The following is a 23,601-nucleotide window of genomic DNA, read 5'->3' as shown; positions in this document are numbered from 1 at the left end:
TGGTCAGTGACCCCTCGCCGCGGATTTCGTGCCGCCGACGCCGTAGCCCGCCTTCGCCAGCGCCAGGCCGACGAGAAGACCGACGACCACGAGGCCTGCTGAGGCCCAGACGAGCCAGACGATGCTGAAGAAGAATGCGGCCGTGCCGATCGCGAAGGCGACCAGCATGATGACCACCGCCGTCCACGATGCGGTCGAACTGCCGTGGCCCGGTTCTTCTGACTCGATGCTCATGTTGCTCCTTGAAAAGTGTGTACGCGGGTCAAGTCAAGTGTACCGGGCGGGCGTCAGTCCGTCGGGTCCTGGCCGCGGGTGAGGCTGTCCCAGCTGTCGACGGCGCGGTTGCGTGCGGTGTCGACATCGCGGGGTGTGGTGTCGTCGGCGTCGGTGATGTCGTCGCGCGTCGTGGCGTCGACGGCCTCGGCGTCGTGGTCGTCGGCGTCGTGGTCGTCGTCGGTCACGATCAGGTCGGCCGGATGCCCGGCGGTGCGCCCGTCGGCGGCCCGGAACGTGACGGGCTGGTACTTGCGACCCGACTCGGGCCAGCGGCGGAGCGACAGCACGATCGCGACACCGGTCAGCGCCATGAGCGCCCCGGCGACGATCGCGAGGAACGGCCAGGCCTCGGTGCCGGCCGTCGTCGCGATCTGGCCGATCGACGTCGTGCCGGCGACGCCGGTGGCAGTAGTGATCGCCGACTGGCCGGCCTGCACCGGGTCTGCCAGCGCCGACAGTGACGAGACCGTGATCGAGACGCCCAGCACGAGTTCGAGTACGCCCAGGATGGCCCGGATCACGCGCCCCGCGATCGCGAGGGCGGCCGACAGCGCCAGCCCGGCGAGGGCGAGGGCCGAGAGAGCGGGCGCAGCCGCTGCCCCCTGCACCGTCACCCGCACGATGTCGTTCGACCGGCCCTGGGCGTCGAGGGTGAACCACGGCTGGGACCAGGCGAGGAAGACCAGGGCGCTCCAGACGATGACGGCGAGGATCGTGTACGACTTCAGCCGGCGCGCACGGGATGCACGCAGGTCGGTCTCGCGGGCGGGTGACTCTTCGGGCCGAACAGCCCCGTCGCCGCTCATCCGACCCTCGTCATGGCGTTCGCGATGGCCACCGCGCGGAGCGGTGCGGCCGCCTTGTTCTGGGACTCGAGGAATTCGGAGTCGGGGTCGGAGTCGGCCACGAGGCCGCCGCCGGCCTGCACCCGGGCCACACCGTTCTGGATGACGGCGGTGCGGATCGCGATGGCGAGGTCGGCGTCGCCGGCGAAGTCGAAGTAGCCGACCACTCCGCCGTAGAGCCCGCGCTGGGCGGGTTCCAGCTCGTCGATGATCTGCATCGCGCGCGGCTTGGGCGCACCGGAGAGGGTGCCGGCGGGGAACGTGGCGCGAAAGACGTCGATGGCCGTGACATCCGGAGCCAGATCGCCCTCGACAGACGACACGATGTGCATGATGTGGCTGAATCGTTCGATGCGCATGAACTCGGTCACCTCGACGGAGCCCGCCCGGCACACCTTCAGCAGGTCGTTGCGGGCGAGGTCGACCAGCATCAGGTGCTCGGCGCGCTCCTTCGGGTCGGCGAGCAGATCGGTCTCGAGGGCGAGATCGTCGTCGACAGTGCCGCCACGGGGGCGGGAACCCGCGATGGGGTGCGTGAACGCCTTGCCGTCACCGACCTTGACCAGCGCCTCGGGGCTCGACCCGACAATCGCGTAGGGTTCGCGCGCGGGCGATTCGAGGTTCAGCAGGTAGAGGTACGGGCTCGGATTCAGCGTGCGGAGTACCCGGTAGACGTCGATCGGATCGGCCGTGCACTCGAGGTCGAAACGCTGGGCGATGACGACCTGGAAGATGTCGCCGTCGACGATGTGCTGCTTGGCCACGTCGATAGAGGCGAGGAACTCCGGCTTCGTGGTGCGCGCATCCGGAGCCGCCGCCAGGCTGAAGTCGGCATCGGCGAGCCAGGCCTCCGCGGGCCGGGAGAGCCGGTGCTGCATCGAGTCGAGTCGGGCCTGGGCATCCCGCCACAGTTCGTCGGCGTCGGCGCCTCTGCCGCCCGAGTCACCCGAACCCCGGCCGGCGTCACCGTCGGCGAGAACGGTGGAGACGAGGATGACCGTGCCGAGCAGGTGGTCGACAGCGATCAGGTCGGAGACGAACGAGAGGGCCTGGCTCGGCATCGGGAAGTCGGCCGGTGGGCGGTTCGGGAGGCGCTCGATCTGGCGAACGGTCTCCCAGCCGAGAAAGCCGACGAGGCCCCCGGTGAGCGGGGGGTGCCCGGGGATCGCGGGCGTCTTCCACTCCTCGTAGAGCTCGGCGAGGGCTTCGAGCGGCCCGGAGGGCATGCCGTGCGGGAAGGCGCGCGCGGTGTTCAGACCCGACCCCATCCAGACCGCGCGGTCACCGTCGGCGCTCAGCACGCCGTAGCTCGACACGCCGATGAAGGAGAACCGCGACCAGACGCCGCCCTGCGCGGCCGACTCGAGCAGGAAGGTGCCCGGCCGGTTGTCGCTCAGCTTGCGGTAGATGCCCACCGGCGTCTCACCGTCGGCGAAGAGGGTGCGGATGACCGGCAGAACGCGATGGCTGTCGAGCAGGGTGTCGAACTCGTCGCGGGTCGTCGTGGTGGTGCGGGGTTCTGCCATCGCCGTCATCCGCCTGTCGTGTCGTGGGTGTCAGTCGTGTCGTGGGTGTCAGTCGTGTCGTGGGTGTCCGTCGCGGGCCGGGGGGTGCCGACGGCCGGGGCGAGGTGGTCTGCGTCGAAGCAGGTTCGCGTGCCGGTGTGGCAGGCCACGCCGACCTGGTCGACCTGTACGAGAAGGGTATCTCCATCGCAGTCCAGGGCGGCGTCGTGCACGTACTGCGCGTGGCCGGAGGTGTCGCCCTTTCGCCAGTACTCCTGCCGTGAGCGCGACCAGAATGTCACGCGGCCGGTCGTGTACGTGCGGCGGAGGGCCTCGGCATCCATGTAGCCGAGCATCAGCACTTCGCGGCTGTCGAACTGCTGGATCACCGCCGGCAGAAGCCCCTTCTCGTCGAAGTGCGCACGCGCGATGACCGATTCGACGTCGAGCGGGAGGGCCGGTGTCGCCTGGTCGCTCATCGAACCGTCACTCCACTCGTCGCCAGGGCGGCCTTCACGTCGCCGATCGTCAGTTCCCGGTTGTGGAACACGGATGCCGCGAGCACGGCGTCTGCGCCGGCCGCGATCGCCTCGGGGAAGTCCTCGACCTTTCCTGCGCCGCCCGAGGCGATGACCGGAACACTGCTGAGCCCCTTCATGAGGCGGATCAGCTCCAGGTCGTAGCCGTCTTTGGTGCCGTCGGCGTCGATCGAGTTGACGAGCAGTTCACCTGCGCCGAGTTCGATCGCGCGCTGGGCCCAGGCCAGGGCATCCAGAGTCGTCTCGCGGCGACCGCCGTGCGTCGTGACGACGAAGCCCGACTCGGTACCGGATGCCCGTTTGACGTCGAGCGAGAGCACGAGCACCTGGGCGCCGAACCGGTCGGCGATCTCGCCGAGAAGTTCGGGGCGGGCGATGGCCGCGCTGTTGACCCCCACCTTGTCGGCGCCGCTCGCCAGCAGGCGCGCGACGTCTTCGGCGGAGCGCACTCCCCCGCCGACCGTGAGCGGGATGAAGACCTGCTCGGCCGTCTGCCGCACGATGTCGTAGGTGGTCGCGCGCTCGTCGACCGTTGCGGTGACGTCGAGGAAGGTGATCTCGTCGGCCCCCTGCGCCGCGTAGAGCCGAGCGAGTTCGACGGGGTCGCCCGCGTCGCGCAGGTTCTCGAAGTTGACGCCCTTGACGACGCGACCGGCGGCCACGTCGAGGCACGGGATGACGCGTACGGCGAGGGTCATCTCACAGCCTCGCGGCGTGGATCGGGCTGACCAGGATGGCGCGCGCCCCGACCTCCCAGAGGGAGTCCATCACGAGGTTCGTCTCTGCGCGCGGCACCATGGAGCGCACGGCGACCCAGTCGGGGTCGGCCAGCGGCGAGATCGTCGGCGACTCGATGCCGGGCGTGATCGCGGTGGCCGCGTCGAGGTGGGCGCGGGGCACGTCGTAGTCCATCAGCACGTACTGGCGGGCGACGAGCACACCCTGCAGCCGGCGGAGCAGCGTGTCTGCGCCCGCGCTCTGTGCGCCGGAGGAGATGAGAACGGCGGTCGACTGCAGGATGACCGGACCGAAGATCTCGAGGCCGGCCTTCCGCAGCGTGCTGCCCGTCGAGACGACGTCGGCCACGGCATCCGCCACGCCGAGGCGAACTGCCGATTCGACGGCGCCGTCGAGCTTGACGAGGGTCGCGGTGACGTTCGTCTGGGCGAGGAACGCTCCGACCAGGCCCGGGTAGCTTGTGGCGACCCGTCGGCCCTGCAGCTGGTGCAACTCGCTGAACTCGCCCGCGGGGGCGGCGAACCGGAAGGTCGACCCGCCGAAGTCGAGCTCGGCGACCTCGGTGGCCGGCGACTCGGAGTCGAGCAGCAGGTCACGGCCCGTGATGCCCACGTCGAGAGCGCCCGAACCCACGTACGTCGCGATGTCGCGGGGGCGCAGGTAGAAGAACTCCACGTTGTTCGTGGGGTCGGCGGTGACGAGCTCACGCGGGTCGCGGCGGCCGTGGTACCCGGCCTCCGCGAGCATCTGGGCAGCGGTCTCCGACAGCGAACCCTTGTTGGGTACCGCGATTTTCAGCATCAGTGGTCTTTCGTGGGGTGTGGTCAGAGGTGCTTGTAGACGTCGGCGGGGCTCAGGCCCTTCGCCAGCATCATCACCTGCAGATGGTAGAGCAGCTGCGAGATCTCTTCGGCCGTCTCGTCGAGGCTCTGGAACTCAGCCGCCATCCACACCTCGGCGGCCTCTTCGACAATCTTCTTGCCGATGGCGTGCACGCCGGCGTCGAGCTCGCGCACGGTGCCGGAGCCCTCGGGCCGGAGTCTCTGCTTCTCGCCGAGCTCCTCGAACAGGGTGTCGAAGGTCTTCACACTTCTAGATTAGTGGCTGTGTTTCGCGGCGAGCTCGCGCAGCAGGTCGATCTGGGCCGCTGCGTTCTCTGCGCCGAACACGCTCGACCCGGCGACGAAGGTGTCGGCGCCTGCCGCTGCGGCGATCTCGATCGTCTTCTCGCTGATGCCGCCGTCGACCTGGAGCCAGACGTCGAGGCCGCTCTTCGCCACGGCTGCATGGGCCTGGGCGAGCTTCGGCATCGTGTCGGCCATGAACGACTGGCCGCCGAATCCGGGCTCGACCGTCATGATCAGCAGCATGTCGAATTCGGCGAGGAGGTCGAGGTAGGGGGCGATGTCTGTGCCGGGTTTCACCGCGAGGCCGGCGCGGGCGCCGATCTCCCGCAGGCGCCGGGCGGTGGCAACGGCATCCGTCGCCGCCTCGGCATGGAAGGTGACCGAGTAGGCGCCGGTCTCGGCGTACACGGGGGCCCAGTGGTCGGCGTCGGTGATCATGAGATGCAGGTCGAGGGGCAGCGGCGAGACGCGCTGCAGGCTCTCGACGACGGGGATGCCGAGGGTCAGGTTCGGCACGAAGTGGTTGTCCATGACATCGACATGGATCAGGTCGGCGCTCGCCACCCGCGCGATCTCGCTCTCGAGGTTCGCGAAGTCGGCGGCAAGGATGCTGGGGTCGATTCTCACGGGCACGTCTTTCAGCCTAGCCGGGCGCCCCCGCGCCTGCCTCTGCGGCGCGCGTCGCGCGCTCTGCCGCGATGATCGAGGGGACGCATATCGTCGTGATCCCGGGGCCGGAGGGACGTTTTGCGCCCCCTCGCTCGCCGCGCCCGGGGTTGGCCGAGCGCGGCGAGCGGGAGGGATCAGGCGGCGGGGCTCTTCTGGAAGAGGGCGATGAACATGGCGTCGGTGCCGTGCACGTGCGGCCAGAGCTGCGCCTGGGTGGGGTCGGTACCGAGGGCCAGCGGGGCGTCGGCGAGGTGCTGCAGCGTGGCCTGGGTGGCGAGGGGTTCGAGCACCCCGGCATGGCGCCGCAGGGCATCCGTCGCCTGCCCGCGCGTCTCGGCGACGTGCGGCGAGCAGGTGACGTAGGCGAGGATGCCGCCGGGCTTCAGCGCCGCGACAGCCGCGTCGATGAGGCGGGACTGCAGCGCGACGAGCTCTGCGACGTCTTTCGGCGACTTGCGCCAGCGCGCCTCGGGACGGCGGCGCAGGGCACCGAGGCCGGTGCAGGGCGCGTCGACGAGGATGCGGTCGAACTCGGCCGGGTGGCTCTCGCCGACGGTGGTGCCGTCGAGCTCCCACACCTCGGGCGGGTCGGGGATGGCGGCGAGGGCGTTCCGTACGAGCTCTGCCCGCGCGCGCACGGGTTCGTTCGCGGTCAGGGTGGCGCCGCCCTCGCGCGCTTCGGCGGCGAGCACAGCGGATTTGCCGCCGGGCCCGGCGCAGAGGTCGAGCCAGCGCTCGCCGGCTTCGACCGGCCGGGCGCGGGTGAGCGCGAGGGCCACGAGCTGCGAACCCTCGTCCTGTACGCGCACGGTGCCCGTTTCGACCTGCGGGATGTCGCGGGGGTCGCCCGAATCGGTGATGAAGCCGAAGGGCGAGTAGGGCGAGGGATGCCCGTCTGCGGTGATGGCGTCGCGGTCGGCGAGGCCCGGGAGGGCGATCAGGCCGAGGCGCGCGGGCTCGTTGTCGGCCTCGAGCAGGGCGACGAGGTCGACCTCGGCGATCGCTGCGCGGTCTGCGGAGGTGGGGGTGGCGGCCGTGTCGGCGACAGGCGCGGTGGGCGCGGCGTCGGTGAGCAGGGCGCGGCGGAAGGCGCGCACGATCCAGGCCGGATGCGAGTACAGCACTTCGAGCCGACCGTCTTCGCCCTCGGCGCTCAGCAGCACGCGGTCCTGCCACTGCTCGGGGGTCGAGCGGGTGATCGTGCGGAGCACTCCGTTCACGAAACCGGTCGACGACCGGGAGCCGACCACCCGGGCCAGCTCGACGGCCTCGTTGACGGCGGCGTGGCTCGCGACGCGCAGCGAGAGCAGCTGGTGTGCGGCGAGCTCGAGAACGTCGACGAGGGGGCCATCGATCTCGTCGATGCGTCGGTTCGCCGCCAGCTCGATGACCCGGTCGTAGTAGCCGCGCAGCCGGAGCGTGCCGTAGGTCAGTTCGGTGGCGAGTCCGGCGTCGGCCGTGTTGAGTTTTGCGCGCGCGAGCTTCGTGGGCAGCAGCAGGTTCGCGTAGGCGTCGTCTTCGCGCACCGCACGGATGACTTCGTACGCGATACGACGGGCGGGCTGCACGGCGGTGCCGCTCTGGGTGCGCTCGCGGGGGCCGGGCGCTGTACCCGAGCGGTCGCGGCCGGTGCCGTGCCCGCGGCCCCTGTCCCTGCTGGCGCCGCCACGCGCAGGTGCCGCACCGCGGCCCTGGTTCGCGCCGCTCCGCCCGTGCTTGGGGCGTTCGGGCTGCGACCCGCCACCGCCTGTGCCGCCTCCGAATGTGCCGCCGTTGCCGTTCGTGCCGCTCACTCCGCCACCACCTCATCCGTCTGCTCGGAGACCCCGCGCCACCAGTCTGCCGCCGCCATCGCCTTCTTGCCCGCCGGTTGCACGCGCAGAAGCCGCAGCGGCGCATCCGCGGTGCCGACCAGCGGTGACCGGTCGACGAGACGGATGTGCCCGGGCTCCAGCGGCGGCGTGTCGCGCGCGGGCTCCGCCTCGAGGATCTTGAAGCGCTCCCCCGCAATCGTGGTGAACGCCCCGGGTTCGGGCGTCACGCCGCGCAGGCGCTGGTAGACCTCCGCCGAACCCTGCCGCCAGTCGAGCCGGGCGTCCTCGAGGCTGAGCTTCGGCGCGAGGGTCGGCTCCCCCGTCTGCTCGGTGGCGACGGCGGTCGAGGCCGCGAGCCCGTCGACCACCTCGGCGATGAGCCCGGCGCCCTCGTCGGCGAGAGCGTCGAGCAGGCTGCCGGCGGTCTGGTGCGCCCCGATCGGCGTTCTGAGCGTCTGGAAGATCGGTCCGGCATCCATTCCCGCGACCAGTTGGAAGACGGATGCCCCCGTCACCGCGTCACCTGCGATGACGGCGTGCTGCACCGGTGCGGCGCCGCGCCAGCGCGGCAGCAGCGAGAAGTGCAGGTTGATCCAGCCGAGGCGTGGGGTGCTGAGCAGCGGCTCGCGCACGAACCCGCCGTACGCCACGATCACGCCGAGCTCCGGTTCGAGCGCAGCGATCTCGGCCGTCACCCGGTCGTCGAGGCGGTTCGTCTTGATGACCGGGATGCCGAGATCTTCTGCGACACCGGCCACGGGCGACGGGGTGAGCACCCGCTTGCGGCCCTGGGCGGCATCCGTTCGCGTGATGACAGCGACGACCTCGTGCTCGGCGGCCAACCGGCGGAGGGTGGGGGCCGCGACCTCGGGGGTTCCGGCGAAAACCAGTCTCAATCGAGGATCTCCAAGTCGTCGAACCGCACCCTCAGGGTGGGTGGCGGGCGGTAGTTGGCGGGTTTGCCGGGGATCTTGCGGCGGCTCGTCGCGTTCTTGATGACCGCCGCTCGCAGGGTCGAGGCGACCAGAGCACCCACGGAGTAGTCGAACCGCACGATGGAACGCACGAAGTCGTCGGCCTCCTCGGGCACAGGGCCGAGCACGTCTATCTTCGCGCTGTCTTCGCCCTGCACCGAATCGTGGAGCTCGGCGACGGCCCGGGAGACCGCCTCGGGCGTGCCCCGCACCGTCGCGATGCGCACGGCGGGCGGAAAGCGCAGGCGGCGCCTGTCGGCGAGCTCGGCGCTGGCGAAACGGTTGTGCTGCCAGGTGACGAGGGTGCGGGCGAGTTCGCCGCCGACGCCGACGATGATGGCGGGGGCGCGTGGGGCCGCGAGGGCGATCGCGTTCGACCACCAGCGCAGGCAGTCCTCGGCGACCGTGAGCGACTCGCGGGCGAGCATCCGTTCGCCGTCGAGCAGGAGAACGGCCCGGTAGCCGCCCGCCGCGACCGGTTCCGCGCCGCGCGTCGCGATCACCAGGGCGGGGGCCGACCCCACGTCGCCGAGCGAACGGGTGCCGTCGCTGACGATGATGCGGGTGGAGGGAAACGCGCGGCCGAGGTCTTCGGCGGTGCGGGCGCTGCCCTGGCCCACGAGACGGAACGTCGTGCCCTCGCAGTGCCGGCACTGCCACTGCGCCGCGATGGCGCCGCACCACGCGCACGACGGCGGGGAGTTGCGGGTGGCGGTGCGGAGCGGGCCGTCGCAGACCAGGCAGTGCGCCGGGTTGTTGCAGCTGGCGCAGGCGAGCACGGGCGCATAACCGGGGCGGGCGACCTGTACGAGAACCGGGCCGGTCTCGAGGGCCTTGCGGGCGGCGTTCCAGGCGCTCGACGGGATGCGCGCGGACTGCGCGAGCCGATCGTTCGAGACCTGCGCCGAGGTCGGGATGACGTTCGGCAGAAACCGCGGGCTCTGCTCGATGTCGCGGAGGAAGCCGATCTCGACCAGCCGTTCGACCTCGGAGCTGCGGGCGTGCGACACGAACGCCAGGGCGGAGCCGCTCAGCTCCTGCCGCACGAGCGCGGCGTCACGCGAACTGACGTAGGGGCTGAGGGGTTCGTCGTGCAGGGGGTCGGCTTCGTCCCACAGGGCGATCAGGCCGAGTTCGTGGGCGGGTGCGTAGACGGCCGAGCGGGTGCCGACGATGATGCGGGGAACGGGTTCGAGGCACTCGAGGAAGTGTCCGTAGCGCTCGGGATTGGTCTGGTGGGCGTCGAGGGGCGAGATGCTTGCGGCGTCGACTCCGGCCCCGCGGAGGGCGGTCTCGAGCTGCTCTTGGTCGCGGTAGTCGGGTACGACGAGAATGGATGATCGACCGAGCCCGAGGGTGACGGCAGCCATGGCGGCCATCGTCTCGGCCCACGCGCCGACCCAGGCGCCCTCCGCGGTCTGCCGCACGGTCGGCACCGCGGTCAGCGCGAACCGCGCCCGCTGTGCGAGGGCCGCCTCGACGACGCGGTCGCCGTACCCGCGGATGCCCGGGCTCGGCGCCGTCGCGGCGCCCGCTCCGCCCCCGGTGGCTGCCGCCGCGGCAGTGGTGCTGGTGGTGTCGGCGTCGTCTGTCGCGGGGGTGGTGGCGGTGTCGGCGGCGACGGTCTCGAGGGTGGTGGCGGGGTCGGCTGGTGCCGAGGTGGTGGCGGTGGCAGAAGGGAGTGCCGACGGCGTGGCGAGGCCAGGGGACGCGGCGGGCTGGACGCGGGTGGCCTCTGCCGCCTCCTGGCGGGCGCGCCAGGCCTTTTCGACGCGCACCGTGCGGGGCGGCACGGCGAGGCGCACGACGTCGCTCGCGTTGCCCGCGGCACGGGTGGCGACGCGGCGGGCGAGCTCCCACACCTCGGGGGTCAGCACGGGGACCGGCGACACGACCTCCTCGATGTCGCTCAGCGTGCCCACATAGTCGGCATGGCTGGTGACCTCGATGATGTAGGCCCGCGACACCCGGCCGGCCGAGCGCAACGGTACCTTGACGCGAACGCCCGGCTGGGCATCCTGCAGCAGCGCAGCGGGAATGCGGTAGTCGAACAGCCGGTCGAGCTGCGGCAGCGGCGACTCGAGCATCACACGCGCCACCACGGTGCCCGCGTCGGCCGAGGCAGGCGCAGACCCCACCGCGACCGGCGCCACCGCACGCGCCGACGCGGCCGCGGGCGGCGGGGCGGGCTCGGCGGCGGTCACAACCCCGCGGCGGCCTGCAGGTCTGCGACGCGGTCGAGGCGCTCCCAGGTGAAGTCGGGCAGCTCGCGGCCGAAGTGGCCGTAGGCCGCGGTCTGGGCGTAGATCGGGCGGAGCAGGTCGAGGTCGCGGATGATCGCGGCCGGCCGCAGGTCGAACACCTGGCGGATGGCCTCGATGATGCGCTGCTCGGGCACATGGTTCGTGCCGAACGTCTCAACGTAGAGACCGACGGGGGCGGCCTTGCCGATCGCGTAGGCGATCTGCACCTCGAGCTTGTCTGCGAAGCCGGCGGCGACCGCGTTCTTCGCCACCCAGCGCATCGCGTAGGCGGCCGAACGGTCGACCTTCGACGGGTCTTTGCCGCTGAAGGCGCCGCCGCCGTGCCTGCTCGCGCCACCGTACGTGTCGACGATGATCTTGCGCCCGGTGACGCCGGCGTCGCCCTGCGGCCCGCCGATCTCGAACCGGCCGGTGGGGTTGATCAGCAACTGCGCCGCCGCCGAGTCGAGCGGGGCGTCGTCGAGCACCGGACGGATGACCAGCTCGGCCACGTCGCGCTCGAGCTGCTCGCTCGACACGCTCGGGGTGTGCTGCGTCGAGAGCACCACCGTCTCGACCGTGCGCGGGACCAGCCCGTCGTAGCCGATGGTGACCTGCGTCTTGCCGTCGGGTCGCAGGTAGTCGAGCTGCCCGGTCCTGCGCACCTCGGCGAGGCGCTCGGAGAGCCGGTGCGCCAGCCAGATCGGCAGCGGCATCAGCTGGGGGGTCTCGGTGGTCGCGAAGCCGAACATGATGCCCTGGTCGCCGGCGCCCTGGCGGTCGAGCGGGTCGGAGTCGGCGACGCCCTGCCGCGTCTCCCACGCGTTGTTGACGCCCTGCGCGATGTCGGGCGATTGCGCCCCGATGGACACCGAGACGCCGCAGCTGTTGCCGTCGAAACCGATGTCTGACGAGGTGTAGCCGATCGCGTTCACCCGCTCGCGGATGATCGTGGGAATGTCGACGTACCCCTCGGTCGTCACTTCGCCCGCGACGTGCACGAGGCCTGTGGTCACCAGCGTCTCGACGGCCACCCGGCTCGTCGGATCGACGGTCAGCAGGGCATCGAGGATGCTGTCGGAGATCTGGTCGCAGATCTTGTCGGGGTGGCCTTCGGTGACGGACTCGGACGTGAACAGGCGAAGGGTGGTCATAGTGCTCCTGGGGGAATCGAACTGCCGGTGTCTGCCAGCACATTCAGAATGCTGTTTGCCACTGACAGCTTCGAGCCGGTGGCCTCGATCACTATATGCCCGGCCGCATCGAGCACCACGACCGTGTTGCCGTCTGTGGCAAAACCCTCCGACCAACCCACCCTGTTGAGGACAAGATAGTCCGCACGTTTGCGGGCGGCCTTCGTGCGACCGAGCTCGAGAAGCTCCTCGCGGGTGGCGGCGGTCTCGGCGGCGAACCCGACGACCGTCTGGTCCGGGGCACGATCGGCCGCGAGCTCGGCCAGGATGTCGGGGTTCTTCACCAGCTCGAGGGTCAGCACGTCGCCGGTGACGTCTTTCTTGATCTTGCCCTCTGCGACCTCCCGCGGCCGGTAGTCGGCGACGGCGGCCGCCATGATGACGATGTCGTTCTCGGGCAGCAGCGCGACCATCTCGGTACGCAGCTGTTCGGCGGTCTCGACCGCGTGCACCTCGGCGCCCCGGGGCGCGGGCACCTCGAGGTGCGCGGCCACGAGGGTCACGCGCGCGCCCCGGCTGAGGGCGGCCTCGGCGAAGGCGACGCCCTGCTTGCCGCTGGAGCGGTTGCCGAGAAAGCGCACCGGGTCGAGCGGCTCGCGGGTTCCCCCGGCGGAGATCAGGATGCGGAGCCCCTTCAGGTCTCCGTCGGCGGCCGGCAGCGCATCGGCGGCACCACCGACGAGGGCGTCGCCGAGTCCATCAACGGCCGGCAGTGCATCGGCAGCACCACCGACGACGGCGTCGCCGGCCGCCGACCCGCCGGGCAGCAGCGCAAGGCCGGCGGCGACGATCTCGTCGGGCTCCGACATCCGCCCCGGCCCGGAGTCCGAACCGGTGAGCTGCCCCACCGCCGGGCCGATGAGGTGGAACCCCCGCGACCGCAGGGTGGCCACATTCGCCACCGTGGCGGCGTTCTGCCACATCTCGGTGTGCATCGCGGGAGCGAGGAGAACGGGCGCGCGGCTGGCGAGCACCGTGTTGCCCAGCAGATCATCCGCGAGCCCGCCCGCGAGCTTGGCGAGGGTGTTCGCGGTCGTCGGGGCGATCACGATGAGGTCGGCAGCCTGGCCGAGAGCGACGTGCCGCACCTCGGCGACCCCCTCGTAGAGGTCGGTGTGCACCGTGTTGCGGGAGATCGCTTCGAGGGTCGGCTTGCCGACGAAGCGCAGGGCGTGCTCGGTGGCGATGACCTGCACGGTGTGGCCGGCCAGCACGAAGCCGCGAACGACGCCGACGGCTTTGTATGCGGCGATTCCCCCGGTGATTCCGACGACGATGTTCATGGTCCTACTCTGGCAGGTCGGTGGCGGGCACGAAAACGAAGAGCCCGCCGTCGGGATGCGACGGCGAGCTCTTCGAACAGGAGGGTTGACTACTCGGGGATGGGCGCGTTCGCCTTCACCGTGAGCTTGTCTTCGTTGATCTCGTGCAGCGCGATCGACAGGGGCTTGTCGTCGATGCCGGAGTCGACGAGCGGCCCGACGTTGTCGAACAGGCTGCCTTCGTGCAGGTCGGCGTAGTAGTCGTTGATCTGGCGGGCGCGCTTCGACGCGAAGATGACGAGGGCGTACTTGGAGTCGACCTTCGAGAGCAGTTCGTCGATGGGCGGGTCGATGATGCCGAGGGGTTTGGCTGGCATGGGGTTACTCCTTGAATCGGGGATGGCGTCTGAAAGCGGAACAGACCGTCGCTCATGCCGGGGCGGGCAGAGCGGAAATATTCATCAAGTCTACGACCTCCTGCGCCGCATCTTCGACCTTGTTGTTCACGACACGGTGGTCGAACTCGTTCTGGGCCTTCAGTTCGACCTTCGCCGTCGTGAGCCGGCGCGCCTGCTCCTCGCCCGATTCCGTGCCGCGGCCGATCAGACGGCGCACCAGCTCTTCCCAGGTGGGCGGCAGCAGAAAGACGAGAACAGCTTCCGGCATGGATGCCCGCACCTGCCTCGCCCCCTGGATGTCGATCTCCAGCAGAACACTGCGCCCGGAGTCGAGCGCGGCCTGCACCGGCCCGCGCGGCGTTCCGTAGCGGGACTGGTTGTGCACGACAGCCCACTCGAGGAACTCGCCCTCCGCGACCATGCGGTCGAACTCGTCATCGGTCACGAAGTAGTAGCTGACGCCGTCGATCTCGCCGGGGCGCGGGTTGCGGGTCGTGGCGGAGACCGAGAGTTTCACCTCGGGATAGTTCTCGCGGATGTAGGTCGACACCGTGCCCTTACCGACAGCCGTCGGCCCCGCGAGCACGACGAGCTTCGTGTCGACGGTGGCCGCCGACCCGCCACCCGCGCCCACGCCGCCCGCCGCACCGTTCGCCGCCGTTCCGGCCTGGGCCGAGGCGCCGTCGGATGCCTCACCGGCTCGACCAGCGCGCTCCCCCAGGAACTGCAGCAGCCGCCCCTGCTGGTGCCGGCCGAGACCGCCCACCCGTTTCGACGGCGAGATGCCGAGCCGGTCGAGCACCCGCTCGGCGCGCACCGGGCCGAGACCCGGGATACACAGCAGCAGTTCGCGCACACGGAGGCTGCCCTCCGCGCCGGCCGGGTCGGCCAGGCCTGCCGCGACGACGTCGGAGGCGTCACGCGTTCCGGCGACGACGGCGTTCTTCACCTCGGCCCGGGCACGACGGGCTGCAACGGCTGCCCGTGAGGCGGCGATCCTGTCGACCTCCGGCGGCTTCACTGGGATGCCCCGATCGCGGCGGCGAGTTCGTCGACCTGGTTCTGGATGCTCTGCTCGAGCCTTCGCGGACCGGCCTGCAGCACAGACCTCGACACGGCGACCACCGTCGACCCCGCCAGCGGCCCGAACACCCGCCGCACATCGGCGAACGTCGCGCCCTGGAACCCGAAGCCGGGCGCCAGCACCGGAACGGCCGGGCCGGCCGACAGGCCGCCGCGGTCGATCCCGTAGTCGGTGAGGTTCTTCGTAGCTCCAAGCACGAGTCCGATGTTACCGATGCGGCCCGTGCCGCCGTGGCCGGATCCCGCCTGGGCCCGGTTGTGTGTGAGAACTTCTTCGGCGACGAGCCCTGAGGAGGAGTAGTGCTCTCCCTGCCAGCTCGCGCGCGCCGTCTGCAGGGCGAACGACTCGGGGTTCGACGTGGCGCTCAGCACGAACGCTCCCTTGCCGTGCTGCTCGGCGAGCTCGAACACCGGCACCAGCGAGCCGACACCGGCGTAGGCCGCGAGCGTCACCGCATCGGCCTCCAGCGGCGAACCCGGCTCGAGCCAGGCCCGCCCGTAAGCTTCCGCACTCGTTCCGATGTCGCCCCGCTTCGCGTCGGCGATCACCAGCAGGCCGGCGGCCCTAGCCGCCTCGAGCACCTGCTCCAGGGCCGCGAAACCGGCCGACCCGTGCAGTTCGAAGAACGCCACCTGCGGCTTCAGGATGCCCACCCGGCCGGCCGCGGCATCCACCACCCGCAGACCGAACTCGCGCACCCCGGCGGCCGATCGCGGCAGGTCCCAGGCGTCGAGCAGGTAGTCGTGCGGATCGATGCCGACACAGAGCTGCCCGCGGGTGGCGAACACCTCCGCGAGCCGCGCACCGAAGCCCGCACCCGAGCCCGCATCCGATCCCGCAGCCGAATCCGCACCCGAGCCCGCACCGACGCCCGCACCCGAGCCGACCGTCACAGTGCGGCCCGCTCCAGCGCCTCCGAGCGCTCCCACGCGTACTCCTGCAGGCTCGTCACCGTGAAGCCCGCCTTCCGCCCGTCGAACGACGCAACCGCGGCGCCGAGCTGGGCGATGGTGGTGAAGAGCGGCTTGTCGGCCGCCACCGCCGCCGCGCGGATCTCGTACCCGTCGGCCCTGGCCGACCGCCCCGAGGGGGTGTTGATCACGATGTCGACCTCGTTGCGGTTGATCAGATCGACGATCGTCGGTTCGTCCGTCGACGCATCCACGCCCTGCGAGTACTTGCGAACGATGCGCGCCCTGATGCCGTTGCGGTTCAGCACCTCGGCCGTGCCGGCCGTCGCCAGAATCTCGAAACCGAGCTGCTGCAGGCGCAGCACCGGCAGCACGATCGCGCGCTTGTCGCGGTCGGAGACCGAGACGAAGACCGAACCCGACAGCGGCAGCCCGCCGTACGCGGCCTCCTGGCTCTTCGCGAACGCCCGGGGGAAGTCGCGGTCGATGCCCATCACCTCACCCGTCGAGCGCATCTCCGGCCCGAGCACCGAGTCGACGACGAGGCCCTCCTTGGTGCGGAACCGCTTGAACGGCAGCACGGCCTCCTTCACCGACACCGGCGCGTCGAACGGCACGATCGACCCGTCGATCACCGGCAGCAGACCCTCCTGCTTCAGCAGGGCGATGGAGTCGCCGACCATGATGCGCGATGCCGCCTTGGCGAGCGGGATGCCGAGCGCCTTCGACACGAACGGTACGGTTCTGGATGCCCGGGGGTTCGCCTCGAGCACGTAGAGGATGCCCGCACCGATCGCGAACTGCACGTTCAGAAGCCCGCGCACACCGATACCCGCGGCGATGCCGAGCGTCGCCGTCTTGACGCGCGAGATGACATCCTGGCCGAGCGTCACGGGCGGCAGCGTGCACGATGAGTCGCCGGAGTGGATGCCCGCCTCTTCGATGTGCTCCATGATGCCGCCGATGTAGAGCTCGTCGCCGTCGTAGAGCGCGTCGACGTCGATCTCGATCGCGTCGTCGAGAAAACGGTCGACCAGCAGCGGATGCGACGGCCCCACGATGCCCTGGCCCGCCACGCGCACGAAGTAGTCCTCGAGCGACGGGCTGTCGTAGACGATCTCCATACCGCGGCCACCGAGCACGTACGACGGGCGCACGAGCACCGGGTAGCCGATCTCCTCGGCCACGGTCACCGCCGACGCGTAGTCGAATGCCGTGCCGTTCTTCGGGGCGAGGAGGCCCGCGGCATCCAGAATCCCCGCGAACAGCCCGCGTTCCTCGGCCAGGTCGATCGCCTCGGGGGTCGTGCCCAGGATCGGCACGCCAGCGGCCTTCAGCCCCTTGGCGAGGCCGAGGGCGGTCTGGCCGCCGAGCTGCACGACGACGCCGACGAGTTCACCGCTCGCCGACTCGGCGTGGATGACCTCCAGCACGTCTTCGAGCGTCAACGGCTCGAAGTACAGGCGGTCGCTGGTGTCGTAGTCGGTCGAGACCGTCTCGGGGTTGCAGTTGATCATGATCGTCTCGTACCCGGCGTCGGAGAGGGCGAACGACGCGTGCACGCAGGAGTAGTCGAACTCCACGCCCTGGCCGATGCGGTTCGGACCGGAGCCCAGAATGACGACCTTGCGGCGATCGGATGCCGAGACCTCGGTCTCGGAGTCGTACGACGAGTAGTGGTAGGGCGTCAGCGCCGGGAACTCCCCCGCGCAGGTGTCGACGGTCTTGAACACCGGGCGAACGCCCAGGCCGTACCGGATCGCCCGGATCTCGTCTTCGGTCGTGGCCCGCAGAGCGGCGATCTGCACGTCGGAGAAACCATGGTCTTTGGCGAGCCGGAGCGTGTCTTCATCGGTCAGCGGAGCGGAGGCGACGGTGTCGGCCACTTCGTTGATCAGCACGATCTGGTCGATGAACCACGGGTCGATCTTGGTGGCCTCGAAGACCTCCTCGATCGAGGCGCCGGCGCGGAGGGCCTGCTGCACCGTGACGATCCGCCCGTCGGTCGGAACCGCGGCGACCGCCAGCAGCGCCTCTTTCGACAGTGCGGCGGCGTCACCGTCCCAGTGGAACGACGAGCCGCGCTTCTCCAGCGAGCGGAGTGCCTTCTGCAGGGCGGTGGAGTAGTTTCGGCCGATGGCCATCGCCTCGCCGACCGACTTCATGGTGGTGGTGAGGGTCGCGTCGGCGGCCGGGAACTTCTCGAACGCGAAGCGCGGCACCTTCACGACCACGTAGTCGAGCGTCGGCTCGAACGAGGCGGGCGTCACCTTGGTGATGTCGTTCGGAATCTCGTCGAGCCGGTAACCGATCGCCAACTTCGCCGCAATCTTCGCGATGGGGAAGCCGGTCGCCTTGGAAGCCAGCGCCGACGACCGCGACACCCGCGGGTTCATCTCGATGACGATCACCCGGCCGTTCGCCGGGTCGATCGCGAACTGGATGTTGCAGCCACCGGTGTCGACGCCGACCGCGCGGATGATGTCGATTCCGATGTTGCGGAGGTTCTGGTACTCGCGGTCGGTCAGCGTGAGCGCCGGTGCGACCGTGATCGAGTCGCCGGTGTGCACGCCCACGGGGTCGACATTCTCGATCGAGCAGACGACGACCGTGTTGTCGGCTGTGTCGCGCATGAGCTCGAGCTCGTACTCCTTCCAGCCGAGGATCGACTCTTCGAGCAGCACCTCGGTGGTCGGGCTCTGGTGCAGCCCGTCGCCGACGATGCGCCTGAGCTCTGCTTCGGTGTAGGCGAAACCCGATCCGAGGCCCCCCATCGTGAACGACGGGCGCACGACCAGCGGGTACCCGAGGTCTTCGGCGTACTCCACCGCCTCGTCGACGGTGTGCGCGATGTACGACCGGGCCACATCGGCGCCGCACTGCAGCACCAGCTCCTTGAAGATCTGCCGGTCTTCGCCCTTGTTGATCGCCTCGAAGTTCGCACCGATCAGCTCGACGTCGTACTTCTCCAGGATGCCGTGGGTGTGCAGGTCGATCGCCGCGTTCAGGGCGGTCTGGCCGCCGAGGGTCGGCAGGATCGCGTCGGGCTTCTCCTTGGCGATGATGCTCTCGATGACCTGCCACGTGATCGGCTCGACGTAGGTTGCATCGGCGAAGTCGGGGTCGGTCATGATCGTGGCGGGGTTCGAGTTCACCAGGATGACGCGCACGCCCTCCTCGCGCAGCACCCGGCAGGCCTGCGTGCCCGAGTAGTCGAACTCGCACGCCTGGCCGATGACGATGGGGCCCGATCCGATGACCAGAACGCTCGTGATGTCGTCTCTCTTGGGCATTACTTGATCTCATCCTTCTGCAGAGCGAGAACCATGTCTCTGAAACGGTCGAAGAGGTACATGGAGTCGTGGGGGCCCGCGGCCGCCTCCGGGTGGTACTGCACGCTGAACGCGTCGATGTCGAGGCAGCGGATGCCCTCCACCACGTCGTCGTTGAGGCTGATGTGGCTCACCTCGACCCGGCCGAAGCCGGCGGGGCTGTCGACGACGCCGGTGAGCGGCGCGTCGACTGCGAAGCCGTGGTTCTGGCTCGTGATCTCGACCCGACCGGTCGTGCGGTCGAGCACCGGCTGGTTGATGCCGCGGTGACCGAAGGGCAGCTTGTAGGTTCCGAAGCCCAGCGCGCGGCCGAGCAGCTGGTTGCCGAAGCAGATGCCGAAGTACGGCACCCCGGCCCGCAGAACGTCGCGCAGCACCTGCACATGGCCTTCGGATGCCTCGGGGTCGCCGGGCCCGTTCGAGTAGAAGAGCGCACTGGGCTCGAGCGCGAGCACCTCGGCCGAGCTGGTCGACTCGGGCAGCACCTCGACGTCGAAGCCGCGCGCAGCGAGGTAGTTCAGTGTCGAGGTCTTCACCCCGAGGTCGAGCACCGCGACCGATCCGACCCTGTCGCCGACGGCCGTGACCGTGTAGCGCTCGGGCGTCGAGACCCGATTGGAGAGGTTCTGCCCCGCCATCTCTGCGCTCTCCCGCACCAGGCGCAGTTGGGCATCCGGAGCCAGCTCGAAATCAGGCCCCGAGAACACGCCCGCTCGCATGGCACCGGATGACCGGAGGTGCCGGGTGACCGCGCGGGTGTCGATGCCGCTGATGCCGACCACGCCGTCACGCACGAGATCGTCGTTGAGCGACCGGGTCGCACGGTGGTTGGAGACGATGCGCGAGGGATCGCGCACGACGTAGCCCGAGACCCAGATGCGGGCCGATTCGAGGTCTTCGTCGTTGGTGCCGGTGTTGCCGATGTGCGGGGCCGTCATCATGACGATCTGGCCGGCGTACGACGGGTCGGTGAGGGTTTCCTGGTAGCCGGTCATGCCGGTGGCGAAGACGGCCTCGCCGAAGGTGCGCCCGCGGGCGCCGTAGGCCCGTCCGACGTAGCGATTGCCGTCTTCGAGAACGAATACTGCCGGTTCGGTGGCGATCACGCGACCTGGCCTTCCTGTTTCGGGGTGTCTGAGTCGGGGGTGTCTGTTGCGGGGAGGTGCGCCTGCACGGTGCTCAGCACGCGGGCGCTGTCGGCGGTGTCGAGGATGCGTACGTACGATTCGATGTTCGCGGTCGAGGGTCGGTCGCCCGCGGCTGCGGCAGCCAGGATGGCCCGCTTCTCAGTGCGGGTGGCACCCGCTGTCGCGGCGACCGTGCGGGCCCTCTCGTCGCCGACCAGGGGCGTGGTCCAGTCGAGGCGTACGAGCCCGCCCGACTCGACGACGCGGTCGATGGTGTAGGTGGAGGTTCCGATCGAGCGGATGTTGCCGAACGGAACGTAGACGTCGGGCTCACCGTTGATCGAGAGCGTCACGCCCTTCTCCCAGACGATGAAGGTTCCCCTGCCGCGGAACGCGAGCCCGGGGAGGGTGAGGCGTTCGAGCGGCTTGTTCGCGGGAGTGGTCGCCACGTAGAGCATGGGGGCTTCCAGGAGCAGAGCACCGGCATCCTGCGGAGTCACAGCGGCGGCGGCGAAGCCGGCCTGGCGTCGCTTTCGCGCGCGCCAGCCGAGCAGCATGCCGAGGTAGAGAACGACCAGAACCGCGAACACGATGAGGGCGGGGCCGAGATTGTTCACGAGGTGATACCTGCTTTCCAGCGCGCGGCCGAGGCCGCGACGGTGTCGCTCGCGAGCACCCGGCCGGCGGAGACGGTCGGGTACCCGTGATGGAAGGTGTGCTCCACGCGACCCGAGAGGGTGCGGCCGAGGAACGGCGAGTTGTCACTCTTGCCGGCCAGGCGGTCGAGCTCGAACGTCGTCGACGTGCTCGGGTCGTGCAGGGCGAAGTTCGCCGGCGACCCGGGTTCGAAGGAGTGGCTGTGGTCGGCGAGCCGGCCGATCTCGGCGGGGGTGCGGGAGAGCACCCGGGCGATGTCGTTCCAGGTGAGCAGGCCGGTGTCGACCAGGGCCGTCTGGGCCACGCTCAGCGCCGACTCGAGGCCGACCATGCCGAAGCTCGCCGCATCCCACTCCGATTCCTTCGACTCCCTCGGGTGCGGGGCGTGGTCGGTCGCGATGATGTCGATCGTGCCGTCGGCGAGGCCCTCCCGCAGTGCGCGCACGTCTTCGTCGCGGCGAAGGGGCGGGTTCACCTTGTACCGGGCGTCGTAGCTGCGCGCCAGGTCTTCGGTCAGCAGCAGGTGGTGCGGGGTGGCTTCGGCGGTGACGACGATGCCGCGGGACTTCGCCCAGCGGATGACCTCGACCGACCCGGCGGTGGAGACGTGGCAGACATGCAGCCGTGCTCCCACGTGCTCGGCGAGCAGCACGTCGCGGGCGATGACCGACTCCTCGGCGACGGCCGGCCAGCCCTTCAGCCCGAGTTCGCTCGAGAGGGCGCCCTCGTTCATCTGCGCGTTCTCGGTGAGCCGCGGGTCCTGGGCGTGCTGCGCCACGACGCCATCGAACGTCTTCACGTATTCGAGGGCGCGGCGCATCAGCAGCGAATCGTGCACGCACTTGCCGTCGTCGGAGAACACCCGCACGCGGGCCTTCGAGTGCGCCATTGCGCCGATCTCGCTGAGGCGCTCCCCGGCGAGGCCCACCGTCACGGCGCCGATGGGGCGCACGGTCGCGTAGCCCGCGTCGTCGCCGAGCGTCATGACCTGCTCGACCACTCCGGCGGTGTCGGAGACGGGAAGCGTGTTCGCCATCGGGAAGACGCTCGTGAAACCGCCCGCCGCGGCGGCTCGGGTGCCGCTCAGCACGGTCTCGCTCTGCTCGAAGCCGGGCTCCCGGAGGTGGGTGTGCAGGTCGACGAGCCCGGGCAGCGCGACGAGGCCGTCGGCGTCGATGCGGATGGCGTCGCTGCTGCTCTCGCCGGAGGCGTCACGCCCGACATGGGTGAGCCGGGCATCCTGAACCAGCAGGTCGGCTCGCTCGCCGGTCGGGAGGGTCGCCCCGACGATCAGGTAGGTGGGGTTGCTCACGCGTTCGCCTTTCCTTCGCCGGCCTGGCCCGACACGAGCAGGTAGAGAACCGCCATGCGCACGGAGACTCCGTTCGCGACCTGCTCGAGCACGGTCGACCGGGGCGAGTCTGCTGCCGCAGCGGAGATCTCCAGGCCGCGGTTCATGGGGCCGGGGTGCATCACCATCGTATCGGGGCCGAGCGCGGCGAGCCGCGCGTCGTCGAGACCCCACTCTCGCGCGTACTCGCGGGCATTGGGAAAGAAGGCGGCGTTCATCCGTTCGCTCTGGATGCGCAGCATCATGACGACGTCGGGCCGCGTCTCGCGGAGCGTTCCGTCGAGGTCGTAGCTGATTGCCGCCGGCCAGTTCGCCGCCTCGGCGCCGAACGGAATGAGTGTGGCCGGCGCGACGAAGGTCACCGCGGCACCGAGCGTCTCGAGCAGCCACAGGTTCGAACGCGCGACGCGGGAGTGCAGGATGTCGCCGACGATCACCACGCTCACACCGGCGAGGTCGCGGCCGCGGCTCGTGCTGCCGAACAACCGACGCCGGATCGTGAAGGCGTCGAGCAGCGCCTGGGTGGGATGCTCGTGCGTGCCGTCGCCCGCGTTCACGATGGGGGCGTCGATCCAGTCGCTCTCGGCGAGCACCTGCGGCGCACCGCTGGCGTGGTGCCGGATGACGACGCCGTCGGCACCCATCGCCGCCAGAGTCTGCGCCGTGTCCTTGAGGCTCTCGCCCTTCGAGACGCTCGACCCCTTGGCGCTGAAGTTGATGACGTCGGCGCTCAGGCGTTTGGCGGCAGCCTCGAACGAGATGCGCGTGCGGGTGGAATCCTCGAAGAAGAGGTTCACGATCGTCTTGCCGCGGAGGGCGGGCAGCTTCCTGACCTCACGCTCGTTGACCGCGGCCATGTCTTCGGCGACGTCGAGGATCTGCAGGGCCTCGTCGCGGCTCAGGTTCTTCGTCGACAGGAGGTGCCTCAACGGGTGCCTCCGTCGGGTTCGTCGCTGCCTTCGTCGTAGCCGTCGTGGAAGACCCTCGGGCCTTCGATGCTCACCTCTTCGACCTCGTCGACCTCGCCGAGCCGCACGTTGATGCGCTCGTCGGTCGAGGTCGGCAGGTTCTTGCCCACGAAGTCGGCGCGGATCGGCAGCTCGCGGTGCCCGCGGTCGACCAGCACGGCGAGCCTCACCACGCGCGGGCGGCCGATGTCGCTGAGTGCGTCGAGCGCCGCGCGGATGGTGCGGCCGGAGTAGAGCACGTCGTCGACGAGCACCACGGTTTTGCCGTCGACTCCCCCGGCCGGAATGTCGGTCGGCTGCGGGGTGCGGGTCACGTTCCGGGCGAGGTCGTCGCGGTACATCGTCGCGTCGAGCGCCCCCACCAGCGAGGCCGGTGCACCCGGTTCGATACGCTGGATGATCTCTGCGATGCGCCGGGCTAGGAACACGCCGCGCGTCGGAACGCCGAGGATGACGAGCCCCGCGGCTCCGCGGTTGGACTCGAGGATCTCGTGCGAGATGCGGGTCAGCGCCCGCGAAATGTCAGCCTGAGACAGCACAGTGCGCGCCATTCCCTGACTCCCTTCTCCGTCTCACAGTACGGCTCTT

22 protein-coding genes are annotated in these 23,601 nt (G+C 70.1%); all 22 read right to left on the bottom strand.

The features are described 5' to 3' along the window. Nucleotides 1-3: 3 nt before the first annotated feature. Nucleotides 4-234, bottom strand: coding sequence for a DUF6704 family protein (locus tag C5B96_RS05195; RefSeq protein WP_104243618.1), 231 nt, complete (start codon nt 232-234; stop codon nt 4-6). 53 nt (nt 235-287) lie between these two features. Continuing rightward, entirely contained in the window at nt 288-1,082 is a 795-nt protein-coding gene (locus C5B96_RS05190; RefSeq protein WP_104243616.1) for a Trp biosynthesis-associated membrane protein, read from the bottom strand. Further along, nucleotides 1,079-2,647, bottom strand: coding sequence for an anthranilate synthase component I (locus C5B96_RS05185; protein ID WP_104243656.1), 1,569 nt, complete (start codon nt 2,645-2,647; stop codon nt 1,079-1,081). The genes C5B96_RS05190 and C5B96_RS05185 overlap by 4 nt, the downstream gene beginning before the upstream one ends. Before the next feature lie 5 nt (nt 2,648-2,652). Next, nucleotides 2,653-3,105 (bottom strand): phosphoribosyl-AMP cyclohydrolase, encoded by a 453-nt coding sequence (gene hisI, locus C5B96_RS05180; protein ID WP_104243614.1) that lies wholly within the window; start codon nt 3,103-3,105, stop codon nt 2,653-2,655. Beyond that, nucleotides 3,102-3,863: an imidazole glycerol phosphate synthase subunit HisF gene (hisF, locus tag C5B96_RS05175; RefSeq protein WP_104243612.1), complete on the bottom strand. Its 762-nt coding sequence runs from the start codon at nt 3,861-3,863 to the stop codon at nt 3,102-3,104. Before hisF ends, hisI begins: the two co-directional genes overlap by 4 nt. Nucleotide 3,864: 1 nt before the next feature. Continuing rightward, nucleotides 3,865-4,704 carry an ATP phosphoribosyltransferase gene (hisG, locus tag C5B96_RS05170; RefSeq protein ID WP_104243610.1) on the bottom strand — a complete coding sequence of 280 codons (840 nt, stop codon included), beginning with the start codon at nt 4,702-4,704 and terminating at the stop codon, nt 3,865-3,867. A gap of 23 nt (nt 4,705-4,727) precedes the next feature. Then, nucleotides 4,728-4,991, bottom strand: a complete 264-nt coding sequence (locus tag C5B96_RS05165) for a phosphoribosyl-ATP diphosphatase (RefSeq protein ID WP_104243608.1) — start codon at nt 4,989-4,991, stop codon at nt 4,728-4,730. A gap of 9 nt (nt 4,992-5,000) precedes the next feature. Beyond that, complete coding sequence (gene rpe, locus C5B96_RS05160; RefSeq protein ID WP_104243606.1) at nt 5,001-5,663, bottom strand: ribulose-phosphate 3-epimerase; 663 nt, start codon at nt 5,661-5,663, stop codon at nt 5,001-5,003. Nucleotides 5,664-5,833: 170 nt separating this feature from the next. Continuing rightward, nucleotides 5,834-7,492, bottom strand: a complete 1,659-nt coding sequence (locus C5B96_RS05155; protein WP_369826441.1) for an RsmB/NOP family class I SAM-dependent RNA methyltransferase — start codon at nt 7,490-7,492, stop codon at nt 5,834-5,836. After that, on the bottom strand, nt 7,489-8,409 hold the full coding sequence (gene fmt, locus C5B96_RS05150; protein ID WP_104243605.1) for a methionyl-tRNA formyltransferase: 921 nt from the start codon (nt 8,407-8,409) through the stop codon (nt 7,489-7,491). The genes C5B96_RS05155 and fmt overlap by 4 nt, the downstream gene beginning before the upstream one ends. Next, a complete protein-coding gene (locus C5B96_RS05145) occupies nt 8,406-10,691 on the bottom strand; it encodes a primosomal protein N' (RefSeq protein ID WP_233189011.1) in 2,286 nt (761 codons plus the stop codon). The genes fmt and C5B96_RS05145 overlap by 4 nt, the downstream gene beginning before the upstream one ends. After that, nucleotides 10,688-11,884: a methionine adenosyltransferase gene (metK, locus tag C5B96_RS05140; RefSeq protein ID WP_104243603.1), complete on the bottom strand. Its 1,197-nt coding sequence runs from the start codon at nt 11,882-11,884 to the stop codon at nt 10,688-10,690. The genes C5B96_RS05145 and metK overlap by 4 nt, the downstream gene beginning before the upstream one ends. Then, entirely contained in the window at nt 11,881-13,206 is a 1,326-nt protein-coding gene (locus tag C5B96_RS05135) for a phosphopantothenate--cysteine ligase family flavoprotein (RefSeq protein ID WP_104243601.1), read from the bottom strand. Before C5B96_RS05135 ends, metK begins: the two co-directional genes overlap by 4 nt. Nucleotides 13,207-13,295: 89 nt before the next feature. Then, a complete protein-coding gene (rpoZ, locus tag C5B96_RS05130; protein ID WP_104243599.1) occupies nt 13,296-13,562 on the bottom strand; it encodes a DNA-directed RNA polymerase subunit omega in 267 nt (88 codons plus the stop codon). Nucleotides 13,563-13,614: 52 nt separating this feature from the next. After that, complete coding sequence (gmk, locus tag C5B96_RS05125; protein WP_369826442.1) at nt 13,615-14,610, bottom strand: guanylate kinase; 996 nt, start codon at nt 14,608-14,610, stop codon at nt 13,615-13,617. After that, nucleotides 14,601-15,560 carry an orotidine-5'-phosphate decarboxylase gene (pyrF, locus tag C5B96_RS05120; RefSeq protein ID WP_104243598.1) on the bottom strand — a complete coding sequence of 320 codons (960 nt, stop codon included), beginning with the start codon at nt 15,558-15,560 and terminating at the stop codon, nt 14,601-14,603. The genes gmk and pyrF overlap by 10 nt, the downstream gene beginning before the upstream one ends. Beyond that, nucleotides 15,557-18,871 (bottom strand): carbamoyl-phosphate synthase large subunit, encoded by a 3,315-nt coding sequence (gene carB / locus C5B96_RS05115; RefSeq protein WP_104243596.1) that lies wholly within the window; start codon nt 18,869-18,871, stop codon nt 15,557-15,559. The genes pyrF and carB overlap by 4 nt, the downstream gene beginning before the upstream one ends. Then, a complete protein-coding gene (gene carA / locus C5B96_RS05110) occupies nt 18,871-20,016 on the bottom strand; it encodes a glutamine-hydrolyzing carbamoyl-phosphate synthase small subunit (RefSeq protein ID WP_104243594.1) in 1,146 nt (381 codons plus the stop codon). Before carA ends, carB begins: the two co-directional genes overlap by 1 nt. Next, on the bottom strand, nt 20,013-20,654 hold the full coding sequence (locus C5B96_RS05105) for a hypothetical protein (RefSeq protein ID WP_104243592.1): 642 nt from the start codon (nt 20,652-20,654) through the stop codon (nt 20,013-20,015). The genes carA and C5B96_RS05105 overlap by 4 nt, the downstream gene beginning before the upstream one ends. Continuing rightward, nucleotides 20,651-22,006 carry a dihydroorotase gene (locus C5B96_RS05100; protein WP_104243590.1) on the bottom strand — a complete coding sequence of 452 codons (1,356 nt, stop codon included), beginning with the start codon at nt 22,004-22,006 and terminating at the stop codon, nt 20,651-20,653. Before C5B96_RS05100 ends, C5B96_RS05105 begins: the two co-directional genes overlap by 4 nt. Beyond that, a complete protein-coding gene (locus C5B96_RS05095; RefSeq protein ID WP_104243588.1) occupies nt 22,003-22,974 on the bottom strand; it encodes an aspartate carbamoyltransferase catalytic subunit in 972 nt (323 codons plus the stop codon). The genes C5B96_RS05100 and C5B96_RS05095 overlap by 4 nt, the downstream gene beginning before the upstream one ends. Further along, on the bottom strand, nt 22,971-23,564 hold the full coding sequence (gene pyrR / locus C5B96_RS05090; RefSeq protein ID WP_104243586.1) for a bifunctional pyr operon transcriptional regulator/uracil phosphoribosyltransferase PyrR: 594 nt from the start codon (nt 23,562-23,564) through the stop codon (nt 22,971-22,973). The genes C5B96_RS05095 and pyrR overlap by 4 nt, the downstream gene beginning before the upstream one ends. Nucleotides 23,565-23,601 lie beyond the last annotated feature (37 nt).

Source organism: Subtercola sp. Z020 (assembly GCF_002931235.1).
Lineage (GTDB): Bacteria > Actinomycetota > Actinomycetes > Actinomycetales > Microbacteriaceae > Subtercola.
Note: the sequence above shows the minus strand (reverse complement) of the source record. Positions and strands in the feature narration are given on the sequence as shown.

Coding starts and splice junctions, on each gene's coding strand:
- hisF (WP_104243612.1), bottom strand. CDS start 3,863: ATGACCCTCGCCGTACGCGTCATCCCGTGCCTCGACGTGGCCGCCGGT.
- hisG (WP_104243610.1), bottom strand. CDS start 4,704: ATGCTGAAAATCGCGGTACCCAACAAGGGTTCGCTGTCGGAGACCGCT.
- pyrR (WP_104243586.1), bottom strand. CDS start 23,564: ATGGCGCGCACTGTGCTGTCTCAGGCTGACATTTCGCGGGCGCTGACC.
- C5B96_RS05135 (WP_104243601.1), bottom strand. CDS start 13,206: ATGAACATCGTCGTCGGAATCACCGGGGGAATCGCCGCATACAAAGCC.
- rpoZ (WP_104243599.1), bottom strand. CDS start 13,562: ATGCCAGCCAAACCCCTCGGCATCATCGACCCGCCCATCGACGAACTG.
- C5B96_RS05195 (WP_104243618.1), bottom strand. CDS start 234: ATGAGCATCGAGTCAGAAGAACCGGGCCACGGCAGTTCGACCGCATCG.
- C5B96_RS05185 (WP_104243656.1), bottom strand. CDS start 2,647: ATGGCAGAACCCCGCACCACCACGACGACCCGCGACGAGTTCGACACC.
- hisI (WP_104243614.1), bottom strand. CDS start 3,105: ATGAGCGACCAGGCGACACCGGCCCTCCCGCTCGACGTCGAATCGGTC.
- metK (WP_104243603.1), bottom strand. CDS start 11,884: ATGACCACCCTTCGCCTGTTCACGTCCGAGTCCGTCACCGAAGGCCAC.
- C5B96_RS05190 (WP_104243616.1), bottom strand. CDS start 1,082: ATGAGCGGCGACGGGGCTGTTCGGCCCGAAGAGTCACCCGCCCGCGAG.
- carB (WP_104243596.1), bottom strand. CDS start 18,871: ATGCCCAAGAGAGACGACATCACGAGCGTTCTGGTCATCGGATCGGGC.